This is a genomic window from Pseudomonas sp. J380 (assembly GCF_009827115.1).
GTDB classification, from domain to species: Bacteria; Pseudomonadota; Gammaproteobacteria; order Pseudomonadales; family Pseudomonadaceae; genus Aquipseudomonas; species Aquipseudomonas paracarnis.
In genome coordinates this window covers 3,884,150-3,899,737 of sequence record NZ_CP043060.1, presented here as the reverse complement: position 1 = coordinate 3,899,737, position 15,588 = coordinate 3,884,150, and the positions used below count along the sequence as shown (strand labels likewise).

At 62.1% G+C, this 15,588-nt stretch carries 11 protein-coding genes; all 11 read left to right on the top strand.

The window, feature by feature from the left end; translation table 11 throughout:
* The first annotated feature begins 220 nt into the window (after positions 1–220).
* Positions 221–1,576: a TolC family outer membrane protein gene (locus FXO12_RS17620; RefSeq protein WP_034125411.1), complete on the top strand. Its 1,356-nt coding sequence runs from the start codon at positions 221–223 to the stop codon at positions 1,574–1,576.
* 41 nt (positions 1,577–1,617) lie between these two features.
* On the top strand, positions 1,618–3,774 hold the full coding sequence (locus tag FXO12_RS17615; protein ID WP_034125412.1) for a type I secretion system permease/ATPase: 2,157 nt from the start codon (positions 1,618–1,620) through the stop codon (positions 3,772–3,774).
* On the top strand, positions 3,764–5,128 hold the full coding sequence (locus FXO12_RS17610) for an HlyD family type I secretion periplasmic adaptor subunit (RefSeq protein ID WP_057977796.1): 1,365 nt from the start codon (positions 3,764–3,766) through the stop codon (positions 5,126–5,128). The genes FXO12_RS17615 and FXO12_RS17610 overlap by 11 nt, the downstream gene beginning before the upstream one ends.
* 212 nt (positions 5,129–5,340) lie before the next feature.
* Positions 5,341–6,213 carry a TauD/TfdA family dioxygenase gene (locus FXO12_RS17605; protein ID WP_087149556.1) on the top strand — a complete coding sequence of 291 codons (873 nt, stop codon included), beginning with the start codon at positions 5,341–5,343 and terminating at the stop codon, positions 6,211–6,213.
* Positions 6,214–6,273: 60 nt separating this feature from the next.
* Entirely contained in the window at positions 6,274–7,194 is a 921-nt protein-coding gene (locus tag FXO12_RS17600) for a LysR family transcriptional regulator (RefSeq protein ID WP_034125414.1), read from the top strand.
* A 227-nt stretch (positions 7,195–7,421) separates the two neighbouring features.
* Positions 7,422–8,957, top strand: coding sequence for an MFS transporter (locus FXO12_RS17595; protein WP_034125415.1), 1,536 nt, complete (start codon positions 7,422–7,424; stop codon positions 8,955–8,957).
* A gap of 15 nt (positions 8,958–8,972) precedes the next feature.
* Complete coding sequence (locus tag FXO12_RS17590) at positions 8,973–10,031, top strand: HlyD family secretion protein (RefSeq protein WP_057977800.1); 1,059 nt, start codon at positions 8,973–8,975, stop codon at positions 10,029–10,031.
* Positions 10,028–11,473, top strand: coding sequence for an efflux transporter outer membrane subunit (locus FXO12_RS17585; RefSeq protein WP_057977802.1), 1,446 nt, complete (start codon positions 10,028–10,030; stop codon positions 11,471–11,473). Before FXO12_RS17590 ends, FXO12_RS17585 begins: the two co-directional genes overlap by 4 nt.
* A gap of 74 nt (positions 11,474–11,547) precedes the next feature.
* On the top strand, positions 11,548–12,057 hold the full coding sequence (locus FXO12_RS17580; RefSeq protein ID WP_019819531.1) for a sigma-70 family RNA polymerase sigma factor: 510 nt from the start codon (positions 11,548–11,550) through the stop codon (positions 12,055–12,057).
* Positions 12,054–13,004 (top strand): FecR domain-containing protein, encoded by a 951-nt coding sequence (locus tag FXO12_RS17575; protein WP_057977804.1) that lies wholly within the window; start codon positions 12,054–12,056, stop codon positions 13,002–13,004. Before FXO12_RS17580 ends, FXO12_RS17575 begins: the two co-directional genes overlap by 4 nt.
* Positions 13,005–13,096: 92 nt before the next feature.
* Positions 13,097–15,550, top strand: coding sequence for a TonB-dependent siderophore receptor (locus FXO12_RS17570; protein WP_160049716.1), 2,454 nt, complete (start codon positions 13,097–13,099; stop codon positions 15,548–15,550).
* The last annotated feature ends 38 nt before the right edge of the window (positions 15,551–15,588 follow it).

Genomic DNA, 15,588 nt, shown 5'->3' with positions numbered 1-15,588 from the left:
TAGCTATCTAGTTAGTGCCAAACTATTGACCTTAGGGCCGCCATCCTAAACAATCGGCCCCGTAATGTCACATTGATATTTATGCGGCGAACCGTCCTACATGTGTGTGAAGCAGTTCCGCTTTTTGAACTTTCCGACGTACGGTCATTACGGTAGCCATTATCCGACGCAGCGGTGCCAATCGCTGTGATTTGAGACAAGAAGTCCTAGGGAATTTTAAATGCGTCTGCACCTGTTCAAGGCAATACCGTTCGTTCTCGCCGCCAGTTTCGTACAAGCCCAGACACTGCCCCAAGCCATGCAACAGGCATTGGATGTACACCCGGAAATCCAGGCAGGTGTTAACAGCCGCATCGCTGCCGATTACCAATTGCGCGCCGCACAAGGCGGCTACCTGCCGCGTGTCGACCTGAACGCCGGTTACGGCCGCCAAGGAACCGACAACGCCACCACCCGCGCCAACAACCCTGGCGGCAATCACTGGGACACGCTCAACCGCGGTGAATCCAGCCTGCGCCTGCAGCAAATGATTTTTGACGGTTTCGCCACCTCCAGCGAAGTCGGGCGTCAACAAGCCAACGTTAATTCCCGCGCTTACTCTTTGCTCGGGACTTCCGAGCGCACCGCGCTGACCGTTGCCCAGGTTTACCTGGAAGTATTGACCCGTCGTGAGTTCGTACGCCTGGCCGAAGATAACCTGCGCAACCACGAACGCATCTACGACCAGATCAAGTTGCGCACCGAGCGCGGCGTCGGCAACGGTGCCGACCAGGACCAGGCCGAAGCGCGCCTGGCCCAGGCCCGTAACAACTTGATCACCGAGCAGACCAACCTGGCCGATGCGCAGGTCAACTATCTCAGCGCCGTCGGCCAGATGCCCGACGAACTCGAGCGTCCGGCCCCATTCATGGCCATGCTGCCGGCAGACCTGAATGAAGCGCGTCGCCAGATGCTCGACAACAGCCCGATCCTGCGTTCGGCCGAGTCGGATATCTCAGCCGCCGAGAAGCAGTACGACGCCGCCAAGTCCAACTTCTATCCGCGTTTTGACGCTGAATTGGGTACCAACGCCGACAACAACGTCTCCGGTGATCCCAACCACAGCAATGGTTGGGAAGCCATGGTGCGCATGCGCTTCAACCTGTTCGCCGGTGGTAGCAACAAGGCCGACCTGCAATCGAAGTCCTACCAGGCCAACCAGGCGCTGGACATCCGTAACAATGCCTTGCGCCAACTCAATGAAGAACTAGGCTTGGCCTGGAACGCCCTGAACAACGCCAATGCGCAATTGCCGGTCGCCCAGCAGTACGTGGATCACAGCACCCGCGTACGCACGTCCTACCAGCAACAGTTCAGCCTTGGTCAACGTACGCTGTTGGATTTGCTCGACAGCGAAAATGAATTGTTCACCGCTTCCCGCCGCCTGGAAGAAATCAAGAACATTCAGTTATTTACTCAGTACCGAATCAAGGCGACCATGGGCGAATTGCTCAAGAGCCAGGGAGTGGTTGCACCAATGGCCTCCGTCGTGCAGAACGACGTGAAACCTAAAGTCCAACTGCCTGGGATGAATTGAGCCACCCCAATAGCCCCATCTGTTAGTCGAGAGTGCCCCGCGTGGAACCTGAAGTCAGTCGAGTTCATCTCAGTCATGATCCACGCGCACTGCACGACGACCCGTTACTTGACGGGTTGTTGGCGCTCTGCGCCCTGCATCAAAAACCGGCCAGTGCGGCCATGCTCACCACCGGCCTGCCGCTGCCTTCGCAACGCTTGAGTGCCGAACTGCTACCGCGTGCCGCTGCGCGGGCCGGGTTGCAAGGCCGGCTGCTGCAACGCAAGTTGGAACAGATCCCGACCATTGCACTGCCGGCGCTGCTGTTGCTCAAGGACGGTCGCAGTACCGTGCTGGTGGGCTGGGAGGGCGAAGATGAAGCGCGGATCCTGCTCAGCGAAAGCGACGGCGGTGAAGTGCTGATCAAGCGCGAAGCACTGGCCGACGACTACATCGGCAAAGTCTTCTTTGCACAGCCGCAGCACAAGTTCGACGTCAACCACGGCAGCCTGATTCCGCGGGCACGCTCGTGGTTCCGTGACACCCTCATGCGTTCACGCTGGCTCTACACCGACGCCATCGCCGCCAGCTTCCTGATCAACATCATCGCCATGGCCGCGCCGCTGTTCGTGATGAACGTGTACGACCGCGTTGTGCCGAACCAGGCCACCGCCACCCTGTGGGTGCTGGCCGTGGGCATCTGCGGTGCCTACCTGTTCGACCTGATCCTCAAAAGCCTGCGCAGCCTGTGCCTGGACCTGGCCGGTAAAAAGACCGACCTGATCATCTCGGCCACGCTGTTCGAGCGCATCGTCGGCATGTCCATGAAATACCGCCCGGCGCGGGTCGGCAGCTTCGCGCAGAACATCCATGAGTTTCAAAGCCTGCGCGACTTCCTCGCGTCGCTGACCCTCACCAGCCTGATCGACTTGCCGTTTACGCTGCTGATCTTCCTGGTCATCGCCATTCTCGGCGGGCACCTGGTGTGGATCCCGGTGCTGGCGTTCCCACTGGCCCTGGGCATCGGCTACGCCTTGCAAAAGCCCTTGGTCGCGACCATGGAACGCACCATGGCGCTGGCCGCCGAGCGCCAGTCGAGCCTGATCGAAACCCTCGCCGGGCTTGATGCGGTCAAGGTCAACAATGCCGAGAGCGAGCGTCAGTACGGCTGGGAACAGACCATCGGTACCCTGAGCCGGCTTGAGCTGCGGGTAAAGTTGCTGTCGGGCCTGTCGATGAACATGACCCTGCTGATCCAGCAACTGGCCGGCGTGATCATGATCGTGTTCGGCGTGTACCAGATCATCGACGGCAACCTCAGCATGGGCGGCCTGATTGCCTGCTACATGCTCAGTGGCCGTGCCTTGAGCCCGTTGGCCTCGCTGTCGGGCCTGCTGACTCGCTATCAGCAAGCCAAGGTCACCATGACCTCGGTGGACCAGATGATGGAGCTGCCCCAGGAGCGTAATTTCGAAGAGCGCCCCATGAGCCGGCGCACCCTGCAAGGCGCCATCGAGTGCCGGGGCCTGAACTTCACCTACCCGAACCAGCAGAACCTGGCGCTGAAAAACATCAACCTGGTGATCAAGCCAGGGGAAAAAATCGGCATCATCGGCCGCAGCGGCTCGGGCAAAAGCTCCCTGGCCAAGCTGATCGTCGGCCTTTACCAACCCGACTCCGGCTCCTTGCTGGTGGACGGCGTGGACGTGCGCCAGATCGACGTGAGCGAACTGCGCCACAACATCGGCTATGTCGCCCAAGACATTCAATTGCTGGCCGGGACCCTGCGCGACAACCTGGTCAGCGGTGCGCGCTACGTCGAGGATGAAATGGTCCTGCAAGCCGCCGAACTGGCTGGTGTGCACGAATTTGCCCGGCTGCATCCCCAAGGCTACGAACTGCAAGTCGGCGAGCGTGGGCAGAACCTGTCCGGCGGCCAGCGCCAGAACGTTGCACTGGCCCGTGCGCTGCTGCTCAACCCGCCCATGCTGTTGCTGGATGAACCCACCAGCGCCATGGACAACACCGGTGAAGAACGCTTGAAGCAACGCCTGCAAGCCGTGGTGCAAAACAAGACCGTGGTGCTGGTCACGCACCGAGCCTCACTGCTCTCCCTGGTTGATCGCCTGCTGGTGGTCGACCGTGGGCAGATTCTCGCGGACGGCCCGAAAGCCGTGGTCATGGAAGCGTTGAAGAAGGGGCAGATCAGTGTTGCTTAACTCCATCAAGAGTGCGGTCGGCCGCTACTTCAAAGGCTCCGATTCGCTGCAGGGCCAGCCGCTGCCCGAGGTCAACAAGGCGCTGATCGAAGATGCGCCACGGGTCATCCGCCTGACCATCTGGGCAATCATCGCGTTCTTTGTATTTCTGATGGTGTGGGCCGGTTTCTCCCAGATCGACGAAGTGACCCGTGGCGACGGCAAGGCGATTCCGTCGTCCAAGCTGCAGAAAATCCAGAACCTTGAAGGCGGCATCGTCGCCGAGCTGTACGTCAAGGAAGGCCAGATCGTAGAGGCTGGCGCGCCGTTGATTCGTCTCGACGACACGCGGTTTGTCTCCAACGCCGGGGAAACCGAAGCCCTGCGCCTGGCCATGCAACTGCGTGTCGAGCGTTTGAGCGCCCAGGTGGATGACCGCCCGCTGAACATCCCTGACGAGGTGCTCAAGGCCGCGCCGAGCCAGGCCGCCAACGAGCGCTCCTTGTATGAAAGCCGCCGCCAGCAGTTGAAAGACGAAGTCGGCGGCTTGCAGGAGCAACTCGTGCAACGCCAACAGGAACTGCGCGAGTTCACCTCCAAGCAGGGCCAATACCGCAGCCAGTTGTCCCTGCAACGCCAGGAAATCAACATGTCCGAGCCGCTGGTGGCCCAGGGCGCGGTGTCGCCGGTAGAAGTGCTGCGCCTCAAGCGCGCCGAAATGGAAACCCGCGGGCAGTTGGACGCCACCACCCTGGCGATCCCGCGTGCTGAATCGGCGATCAAGGAAGTGCAACGCAAGATCGATGAAACCCGCGGCAAATTCCGCAGCGAAGCCCTGACCCAACTCAACGAAGCCCGTACTGAACTGAACAAGGCCGAGTCCACCGGCCGCGCGCTGGAAGACCGGGTCAGCCGCACCCTGGTCACCTCGCCAGTGCGCGGGATCGTCAAGCAGTTGCTGGTCAACACCGTTGGGGGTGTGATCCAGCCGGGCAGCGACATGGTCGAAATCGTGCCGCTGGACGACACCCTACTGGTAGAGGCCAAGATCCGCCCGCAAGACATCGCCTTCCTGCACCCAGGGCAGGAAGCGGTGGTCAAGTTCACCGCTTACGACTACACGGTCTACGGTGGCCTGAAGGCCAAGCTCGAACGCATCGGCGCCGACACCATCACTGATGAAGACAAGAAGACCACCTACTACATGATCACTCTGCGCACCGACCGCAGCCACTTGGGCACCGATGAGAAGCCGCTGCTGATCATCCCCGGCATGGTTGCTTCGGTGGATATCATCACCGGCAAGAAAAGCATCCTCAGCTACCTGCTCAAGCCGATCATCAAGGCGCGGGCCGAGGCGTTGCACGAGCGTTGATCTTCAGCGCCTGTCCGACCTTATCGCAGGCAAGCCAGCTCCCACATTTGAATGCGTTCACCAATCAGAATGTGGGAGGGGCTTGCCCCCGGTGAGCCGTCAGCATCACGCTACAGCTCAAACCAAACGCCATATCCATATGCGCTAACGGTATTTAAGCTTCCATCCTTATGCCTATAAATTCACTCCCCTGTCCGCCGGGAATGAATCAAATGTCTGCCACCACCGCCCTCCAAACCTTCGACATCCACCCCTTCCCCGGCAGTGTCGGCGCCGAGATCATCGGCCTGGACTTGTCCCGCCCAGTCAACGAGCAGGACTTCGCCCGCATCCATCGCGCACACTTGGACTACCACGTCATCGTGTTCCGCGACCAACGCATCACCCCCGAACAACAGATCGCCTTCAGCCGCCGTTTCGGCGTGTTGCAGATCCATGTGCTCAAGCAGTTCCTGTTGGCCAACCACCCCGAGATCCTGATCGTTTCCAACATCATCGAGAACGGCCAATCCATCGGCCTGGGGGATGCAGGCAAGTTCTGGCATTCGGACCTGTCATACAAAGAACTGCCCAGCCTGGGTTCGATGCTGCATGCCCAGGAACTGCCATCTGAAGGCGGCGACACTCTGTTCGCCGATATGCACAAAGCCTGGGAGCACTTGCCAGGTCACCTGCGCAACGCGGTCGAAGGCCGCAGCGCCGCGCATTCCTACACGGCGCGCTACAGCGAGACCAAATTCGAAGGCAACTGGCGCCCAACCCTTACCCCCGAACAGCTCGCCCAGGTTGCCGAAGTGGTGCACCCCGTTGTGCGCACCCACCCGGAAAACGGCCGTAAGGCGCTGTTCGTCAGCGAGGGCTTCACCACCCGTATCGTCGGCTTGCCCGATGACGAAAGCCGTGACCTGCTGGCCCAGCTCTATGCCTACAGCGTGCTGCCGGAAAATATCTACCGTCATCAGTGGCAGCCCCACGACCTGGTGTTCTGGGACAACCGCTCGCTGATCCACCTGGCCGCCGGGTGCCCAAGCCATCTGCGCCGCAAGTTGTACCGCACCACGATTCAGGGTGACGCGCCGTTCTAACCCGATAAAGCCTGCTAGGATTGCGCCCAGTTCACTCCCAACGGACCACGAGTGCTTGGCATGCAACTACCAGACATGAACCTGCTGGTCGCCCTCGACGCGTTGCTCGACGAGGGCAGTGTGGTGGGCGCCGCGCGGCGGATGAACCTCAGCCCGGCCGCCATGAGCCGCACCCTCACGCGTATCCGTGAAGCGGTCGGTGACCCGATCCTGGTGCGTGCCGGCCGTGGCCTGGTGCCGACGCCCAAGGCGCTCGAGCTGCAAGGCCAGGTGCGCAATGTGGTGGAGCAGGCTGCGTTGCTGTTCCGTTCGGCGGACCAAGTCGATTTGAGCACCTTGCGCCGCCGCTTCAGCGTGCGCGCCAATGACTTTTTCATCGGCGTGTATGGCGGGCGACTGTTCGACACCATGGAGCGTGTGGCGCCGTTGTGTGAGCTGCGCTTTGTGCCCGAAGGCGACACTGACGATGAAGCCCTGCGCGAAGGGCGGTTGGACTTGCGGGTGAGCAACACCATGCCTGCCAGCCCGGAAGTGAAGGTGCAGAACCTGTTCTCCACCACCTTTGTCGGCCTGGCACGACAAGACCACCCGCTGTTCGACGAAGAAATCACGGCGGCACGCTTTGCCAGCTACTCCCACATCAGCATCTCCCGGCGCGGCATCGCCCGTGGGCCCATCGATACCGCGTTGAATGCCCAAGGCCTGGAGCGCCGTGTGGCCATGATCGCCCCAGGCTTTCACGGTGCGATGTTCATGCTGCCCGATTCCGACCTGCTGCTGCCGGTGCCCAAGGAAGCCCTCCTGAGCGCCAAGCGTCTGAACCTGCCACTGCGTGCATTTGCCTTGCCGATTCCACTGCCAACCCTGGTCCTGGCCCAATCCTGGCACCCACGTTTCGACAAAGACCCGGCGCACAAATGGCTGCGTGAAACCATGCGCGAAAGCTGTCATGCCACCTGGCTAGAAGCCCAGCCGGTATAAAGCGAACGCGGATGAATGTGGGAGCTGGCTTGCCTGCGAAGGCGGCGTGTCAGTCACTGAATCTCTTACTGAACTGGCGCTATCGCAGGCAAGCCAGCTCCCACAGGGTTCAGTGTTGATGTTCAAAGTTGCGCCTGGCGCACTTATAACCTGCCAACAAGTAACTTTTTGTCATGAGAGTGCCTGATTAAACTGCTCGGGTATTTCTCATTCCGAGTTACCTGTTCATGACGTCCCTCGCTGCCCCCGTCCTCCAGGCCGCAGCCAAACCTACGGCCCCGAGCCCACCCGTGTTCGGCCCGCGCATCATCATCGGCTTGCTCGGCGTGTTGCTGGCGGTGCTGGTCTCCGGTCTCAACGAGATGGTCACCAAGGTTGCTCTCGCCGATATCCGTGGCGCGCTGTACATCGGTTTTGATGAAGGCACGTGGTTGGTCGCCGCCTATACCGCCACCTCCGTGGCAGCCATGGCCTTCGCGCCGTGGTGTTCGGTGACGTTTTCCCTGCGTCGCTTCACCCTGTGCGCTATCGGTTTGTTCACCGTGCTGGGCATCCTTTGCCCGTTTGCGCCGAACTACGAAAGCCTGCTGCTGCTGCGTACCGTGCAAGGCCTGGCCGGTGGCGCGCTGCCGCCGATGCTGATGACCGTGGCGCTGCGTTTTTTGCCGGCCAACGTCAAGTTGTACGGGTTGGCCGGTTACGCACTGACCGCCACCTTCGGGCCCAGCCTGGGCACGCCGCTGGCGGCGTTGTGGACCGAATACGTCGGCTGGCAGTGGGCGTTCTGGCAGATCGTCGCGCCGTGCCTGCTGGCCATGGCGGCCGTGGCCTACGGTTTGCCACAAGACCCGCTGCGCCTGGAGCGCTTCAAGCAGTTCAACTGGCGTGGCCTGCTATTGGGCTTTCCGGCGATTTGCATGCTGGTGATCGGCCTGTTGCAAGGCAATCGCCTGGACTGGTTCGAGTCGGGCCTGATTACCTTCCTGCTGTGTGGCGGCACAGTGTTGCTGGTGCTGTTCATGCTCAACGAATGGTCACAGCCGCTGCCCTTCTTCAACCTGCAGATGCTCGGCCTGCGCAACCTGGCCTTCGCCCTGATCGTGCTGGCCGGCGTGCTGATGGTGCTGACCTCGGTGATCATCATCCCGTCCAGTTTCCTCGCCCAGGTCCAGGGTTACCGGCCGCTGCAAACTGCGCCGGTGATGCTGCTGATGGCGCTGCCACAGTTGATTGCACTGCCGCTGGTGGCGGCGCTGTGCAACCTGCGCTGGGTCGATTGCCGCTGGGTGCTGGGCATTGGCCTGAGCATGTTGGTGCTGTGCTGCATCGGCAGTTCTCACCTGACTTCGGCGTGGATTCGTGACGACTTTTACGGCTGGTACCTGCTGCAGATTTTCGGTCAGCCGATGGCCGTGCTGCCGCTGCTGATGCTGTCCACCGGCAGTATCCAGCCCATCGAAGGGCCGTTTGCCTCGGCCTGGTTCAATACCGTCAAAGGCCTGGCTGCTGTGATCGCCACTGCGGTGCTGGATACATTGACCACCCAGCGCGGGCATTTCCATTCAACCATGTTGGTGGACCGCCTGGGCAATTCGCCCCTGGCCGACGCTGACGCGCCGGGCCTCGCCCACCGCTTGCACGAGCAGACCGTGGTGCTGACCTCTTCGGATCTTTACGTCGTCATGGCCGGTGTCGCGGTGGCGTTGATCCTGCTGATTTTCTGGATGCCCACGCGGATCTATCCGCCTCGCGCTCCGGCCTGACCTCAAGGACTTTCCATGAAACGCAAAGACAAAATTGCCGTCTCCGTTATTGCTGTATTTGCCGTCGGCGTGCTGGTTTACCTGATTGCGCCGGGCGTACTGGGCAGCAAGCACCAGACCACCAACGACGCCTTTGTCGCCGCCGACTTCACTCTGGTGGCGCCGCGGGTGGCAGGCTTCATCAAGGAAGTGCTGGTAGAAGACAACCAGCGCGTCAAGGCTGGCCAACTGTTGGCGTTGATCGACGACCGCGATTTTCGCGCCGCCGCCCAGGCCGCCGATGCCGACACCCTGGTCGCCCAGGCCCAGCTGAAAAACGCCAGCGCGACCCTGGAGCGCCAAAGCTCGGTGATCGCCCAGGCCCAGGCCACCGTGGCAGCAGATCGCGCAGAAGTGGCGTTTGCCGAGCATGAACTGAATCGCTACAACCACCTCGCTGGCGTTGGTGCGGGCACCGTGCAGAACGCCCAGCAAGCCAAGACCCGCATCGACCAGGCTACCGCGCGCCTGGCCAAATCCACCGCCGTGCTGGCCGCCGAACGCAAGCAGGTGGAAATCCTCACCGCCCAGCGCGACGCCGCCGAAGGTGGGCTCAAACGCGCCCAGGCCGCGCTGGAAATGGCCAGTTATCAGCTGTCTTACACGCGCATTGTCGCACCGGTGGATGGCATGGTCGGTGAGCGTGCGGTGCGGGTCGGCGCCTATGTGACACCGGGCAGCAAGATCCTCGCGGTGGTGCCACTGGCCGAAGCCTACGTGGTGGCCAATTTCCAAGAGACCCAACTGTCGCATATGCACGCGGGGCAAGCGGTGCAAGTCAGCGTCGACAGCCTTGACGGCGAACTGCTCAAAGGCCATCTGGAAAGCCTGGCGCCTGCCACCGGGGTGACCTTCGCCTCGGTCAAGCCCGACAACGCCACCGGCAACTTCACCAAGGTGGTGCAGCGTATTCCGGTGAAGATCGTCCTCGAACCGAACCAGCCACTGACCGAGCGTTTGCGCGTCGGCATGTCGGTGGAAGCCAGCGTCGACACCCGGCCGGTCGCGCAACAGCGTGAGGTGGCCCAGCAATGAAACACCTCGCTTGGCTCACCTTGAGCCTGATCAGCCTGAGTGCCTGCACGGTCGGTCCCGACTTCCAGCGGCCCGAGAGCCCGCAGATCAATCAGTGGAGCGAACCCCAGGGCCGCCAGGCCGCCAGCCGCGCCGTCAGCGACCCCTTGCAGGAACGCTGGTGGGACGTGTTCCACGACGCGCAGCTTTCCGCCCTGACACGCCGCGCCCTTAGCGATAACCTCGACTTGAAACTGGCCAGCAGCCGCCTGCAACAGAGCCGCGCCGTACGCCAGGTGACCACCGCCGAGCGTTACCCCAATGTGGATGCCGGTGGCGGCTACCAGCGCAAACGTAACAGTGGCAAAGGTTTGAACGACCCTTCCGGCGAGAATGGCCGCGCAGCCTTCAACCAATGGGACATGGGCTTCTCCGCTTCTTGGGAACTGGACTTCTGGGGCCGGGTCAAGCGCGAAACCGAAGCCGCCGACGCCACCCTGGAAGTCGCCGAAAACGACCGTCGCGCCGTGCTGTTGTCGGTACTGGCCGAGACCGCCCAGGATTACATCCAACTGCGCGGCGTACAAAATACCCGCGCCGTGACCGAGCAAAACCTCGACGTCGCGCGCCACAGCCTCAAGCTCTCGCAACTGCGTCTGGCCGACGGCGTCGCGACCGACCTGGACGTGGCCGAAGCCGCCGCTCAAGTCGCGGCTATCGAGGCGCGCCTGCCGGATTTACAACAGCGCCAGGACCAATTGATCAACGCCCTTAGCCTGCTGATGGGCGAGCCGCCCCAGGCCCTGCACGCGCAGCTGTCCAAGGATGCAGCTGTGCCGCAAACCCAGCGCCAGGTCGCGATCGGCTTGCCATCGGAGCTGGCTGAACGGCGCCCAGACATCCGTCAGGCAGAAGCTCGCTTGCACGCCGCCACTGCCAGCATCGGCGTGGCCAAGGGCGATTTCTACCCGCGCATTACCCTGTCCGGCAGCCTCGGCTCCCAAGCCCTGCAACTGTCGGACCTCGGTTCCTGGGGTTCCCGTGCCTTTGCCTTCGGCCCGCAATTGAGCCTGCCGCTGTTCAACGGCGGGCGCCTGCAAGGCATGGTCGATTTGCGTGAAGCCCAGCAACAGGAAGCGGCGCTGGCCTACCAGCAAACCGTGCTACGCGCCTGGCATGAAATCGATGATCAACTGTCCCGCTACAACGCCAGCCAACTGCGTCGCGACAGCCTGGCCGAAGCGGTGCGCCAGAACCAGATCGCACTGACCACTGCGCAACATCAGTACGTCGAAGGCGTGGCGGATTTCGTCAACGTACTCACCGTGCAAAGCGCATTGCTGGCGACGCAGGAGCAGTGGGTGGAAAGCTCCACCGGCGTGTCGTTGGCCATGGTCGGGCTGTACAAAGCGCTGGGAGGAGGGTGGGAGTCGGTGTACCCGTTGCAGACCGCTGTGCGCTGAGCGAGAAAGAGTTTTTGTCAGTCGCCAAATAAGATGTAATGATAATTGCTCTCAATAACACGTCTGAGCTTTTCATGGGCATCGCGACTGACGGCCAGCAACAGCTTCACATCCTGTACCGCGACCATCATGGCTGGCTGCAAGGCTGGTTGCGCAAGCGCCTGGGCGACCGCGAACAGGCCGCCGATGTGGCGCAGGACACCTTCCTGCGCCTGCTGGTGGCCGGGCGCTTCCCGGGTGACAAAGAAAGCCGCAGCTACTTGGCGCAGATCGCCCGCAACCTGGTGATCGACCAATGGCGCCGCCTGCGCATCGAGCGTGCGTACCTGGAAAGCATCGCGCACCTGCCCGAGCCCGAGTCGCCTTCCCTGGAAACCCGCGCGCTGATCCTCGAAACCCTGATGCAGATCGACGCCATGCTCGACCGCATGCCCGACAATGTACGCCGTGCGTTTTTACTTTCGCAGTTCGAAGGCTTGAGCTATGCGCAAATCGCCGAACGCCTGGGCGTCACCGTCAGCTCGGTGCAGAAGTACATGACCCGCGCCATTGTCGCCTGCTACCAGGTGGTGTACGAAGAATGAAACACGACGCGCCTATCGCCCCCGCGATTGTCGAGCAAGCCAGCGAGTGGTTGATGCTGCAATGGGGCGGCGAGCTCAAGGGCGAGCAGCGCCAGGCGTTTGCCCGCTGGCAGGCCGCAGACCCGGAACACCGCCGCGCCTGGCAGCGCTTGCAGCAGCTGCAACACACCCTGGGCGGCGTACCTGCCGACAGCGCTCGCGCAGTATTGCGCGACACCCCGGATACCCAACGCCGGGCCGCGCTCAAACTGCTCGGCCTGCTGTTGGTGGCCGGTGGCAGCGGCTACCTGGTGCAACGCAGTGAAACCTGGCAAGCGGCCTTTGCAGAGCTGCGTACCGCCACGGGCGAAATTCGCCATATGACCTTGAGCGACGGCACGCAACTGGACCTTAACAGTGACAGCGCCGTAGACCTGCGTTTCAGTGCTACCGAGCGGCGTATTCGGCTGATCCGAGGCGAGGTCCTGCTGACCAGCGGCCACGACGCCTCGCGCCCGTTGATCGTCGAAACGCCAGCCGGTGATGTGCAGGCGTTGGGCACGCGCTTTGCGGTGCGTGAACTGCCCGACGGCAGCCGCGTGGATTTGTACGAAGGTCGCCTGCGGGTCACGCCGTTGCAGGGTACGCCGGTGCATATGCAGGCAGGGGACAGCCTGTGGTTCAACGCGCGTCAAAGCACCGCGTTGCCGGCAGTGAGCGCCAATGCCGGCAGTTGGACCGAGCACCGTCTGGTTGCCGAGCGCCAGCCGTTGGGTGAGTTCGTGGCGCAACTGAGCCGCTACCGCCCGGGCCTGTTGCGCTGTGATCAGGCGGTGTCGAAGCTGCTGTTGACCGGCGTGTTCCCGCTGAACGACACCGACGCGATCCTGGCGGCCTTGGAGCGTTCATTGCCCGTGCACGTGCAGGCGGTGACCCGTTACTGGGTAACGATCAAGGCGCGGGTCTGAAAATACTTTGTACAGGGCTTGTCGGTTTCTGCGGCCCGTTCGGGATACCTCTTGAAAGCCAATCAAGAAGCGTTCTCACGGGGAGTCCTGCCATGTCGCACCACCCAATCCAACCTTTGGCCCGCGCGCTGCGTCGTGGCCTGTTTGCCGGCCTGCTGGCAACGGCGCCTGTACTGCCGAGCATGGTTCAAGCCGAAGAAAGCACCGAAGCGCTGCGCAGCTATGACATTCCCGCGGGCAGCCTCGACCAGGCGTTGAACCGTTTCGCCAGTGCCTCAGGCATCTTGCTGTCGGTTGACGCATCGCTCACCGACGGCAAGCGCAGCGCCGGCTTGAAAGGGCGTTACGGCGTAGGTTCGGGGTTGCAGCGCTTGCTGGCGGGCAGCGGTTTGGCGGCGGTGCAATCCCAGGGCGGTTGGTCGTTGCAGGCCCTTTCCGGCGACGGAGCCTTGCAGTTGGGCGCGACCCAGATAAGTGGCCGGCAGGAGCAGGAAAGCGCCTGGGGCCCGGTGGACGGTATTGTCGCCAAGCGCAGCGCCTCTGGCAGCAAGACCGACTCGGCGCTGGTGGAAATTCCCCAGACGATCAACGTGATCACCGCCGCCGAGATCAAGGCACGTGGCGCCCAGAGTGTCACCCAGGCGTTGCTCTATACCCCCGGCATGACGGCCGGCGGCTTTGCCGACCGAGTCAAACTGTTCGACGAGCCGACGTCACGCGGCTTCTCGCCCACGCCGCTGTACCTGGACGGTCTGCACCTGCCTTATGGCGGTGGCAGCACCGGGGGCGCGTTGCAGATCGAACCGTATTCCCTGGAACGCATCGAAGTGCTCAAAGGCCCGGCGTCCGTGCTTTACGGCCAGAACCAGCCGGGCGGTATCGTCAATATGGTCAGCAAGCGCCCCAGCGAAACGCCGATACATCAAGTGGTACTGGAAGCCGGCACCTACGAACACAAAAGCGCGGCCATCGACCTGAGCGGCCCGTTGGACGAGGAGGGGCAGTTTCTCTACCGCCTGACCGGCCTGGCGAATGACGCGCAAGACGAAATCAACTACGTCGAAAACAAGCGCCAGTTCATCGCCCCCAGCCTCACCTGGCGCCCCAACGACGACACCAGCCTGGCCCTGTTCGCCCAGTACCAGAAAGACAAAGGCGTGCCCGAAGCCCAAGGCCTGCCGGCGTCCGGCACGCTGTGGGACAACCCCAACGGCAAGATCAAGCGCGATGTGTTTATCGGCGAGCCGGGCGTCAACCAGTACAACCGCGAGCAATACGTGCTGGGTTACGAAGTTTCCCATCGCCTCAACGACATCTGGACCCTTAAGCAAAACGCCCGTTACGCCGAGGTCGACGACCGCTACACCGCGCCCTTGCACGGCTACCGCTTTGTCGCCAACCCCAACACCGGCGTGCAGGACCAACGCTACCTGCAACGCTTCGGCGTGGACTGGTCGCAGACCAACAAAGTGTTCGGCGTGGACAGCATCGCCCAGGCTGAATTCGACACGGGCGCACTGTCCCACACCTTCATCGTTGGCCTGGACTACTACCATTCCAACTCGCAGTTCCATGGCCTGTATGACCGCAACCCGCCGATCATCGACCTGTTCAAACCGGTGTACGGCCAGCCCTTGAACTTCGGCCAACCGTACCGCTGGGACCGCACCATTACCCAGACCGGCCTGTATCTGCAGGACCAGATCAAGCTGGATAAATGGGTGCTGGTACTCGGTGGCCGCTATGACTGGGCGAATGTGGTGAACAAGGAGCCGATACAGGACACCCGCTTTGCCAGCAAAGACCAGGCATTCACCGGCCGTGCGGGCCTGGTGTACCTGTTCGATAACGGCGTGTCGCCCTTCGTCAGCTATTCGGAATCCTTCCTGCCGCTGGCCGGCACTGATGCGAACCGAAAATCCTTCGAACCCTCCACCGGCAAACAGTACGAAGTCGGCGTGAAGTTCCAGCCGCCGGGCCAGAAGAGCTTCATCCAGGCCTCTGTTTATCAACTGGATCAGGAAAACGTGCTGACCACCAACCCGGTGGACACCACCTTCAGCACCCAAAGCGGCGCCCTGCGCTCGCGAGGTGTTGAACTGGAAGCCAAGGCCGTCTTGAGTGATGCCTGGGACGTGGTCGCCTCGGCTGCGCGCAATGACGTCAAATACACCAAGGACAACGATGGCCGCCAAGGTCGCCACCCGGCCGGCATCTCCCCACTCACCGCCTCGATGTGGGTCAACTACACCGTGCTCGGCGACACGCCCTTGGCGGGGCTGGGTGCAGGGCTTGGCGTGCGTTACGCCCGTCAAAGCCTGGGCGACTACTACGAAGGCGCCTTCAACGTGCCGTCCTACAGTGTCTACGATGCAAGCCTAAGCTACGACCTGGGCGCCTCGCCGCTCAAGCTCAAGGGCGTGAAGCTGGCGATGAACGTGCAGAACCTCAGCAACAAGACCTACGTCTCGCAGTGCACCAGTGATCTGGATTGCTACTACGGGGAAGGACGCACGGTGGTGTCGAGCCTGACCTACGATTGGTAACTTAGCGTTTAGGTGATATTTGCTGCGGCGCGCACCCT

Excerpts from the sequence above, each read along its gene's own strand:
- FXO12_RS17620 (WP_034125411.1), top strand. The coding sequence starts at position 221 with ATGCGTCTGCACCTGTTCAAGGCAATACCGTTCGTTCTCGCCGCCAGT.
- FXO12_RS17605 (WP_087149556.1), top strand. The coding sequence starts at position 5,341 with ATGTCTGCCACCACCGCCCTCCAAACCTTCGACATCCACCCCTTCCCC.
- FXO12_RS17600 (WP_034125414.1), top strand. The coding sequence starts at position 6,274 with ATGCAACTACCAGACATGAACCTGCTGGTCGCCCTCGACGCGTTGCTC.
- FXO12_RS17595 (WP_034125415.1), top strand. The coding sequence starts at position 7,422 with ATGACGTCCCTCGCTGCCCCCGTCCTCCAGGCCGCAGCCAAACCTACG.
- FXO12_RS17590 (WP_057977800.1), top strand. The coding sequence starts at position 8,973 with ATGAAACGCAAAGACAAAATTGCCGTCTCCGTTATTGCTGTATTTGCC.
- FXO12_RS17585 (WP_057977802.1), top strand. The coding sequence starts at position 10,028 with ATGAAACACCTCGCTTGGCTCACCTTGAGCCTGATCAGCCTGAGTGCC.
- FXO12_RS17580 (WP_019819531.1), top strand. The coding sequence starts at position 11,548 with ATGGGCATCGCGACTGACGGCCAGCAACAGCTTCACATCCTGTACCGC.
- FXO12_RS17575 (WP_057977804.1), top strand. The coding sequence starts at position 12,054 with ATGAAACACGACGCGCCTATCGCCCCCGCGATTGTCGAGCAAGCCAGC.
- FXO12_RS17570 (WP_160049716.1), top strand. The coding sequence starts at position 13,097 with ATGTCGCACCACCCAATCCAACCTTTGGCCCGCGCGCTGCGTCGTGGC.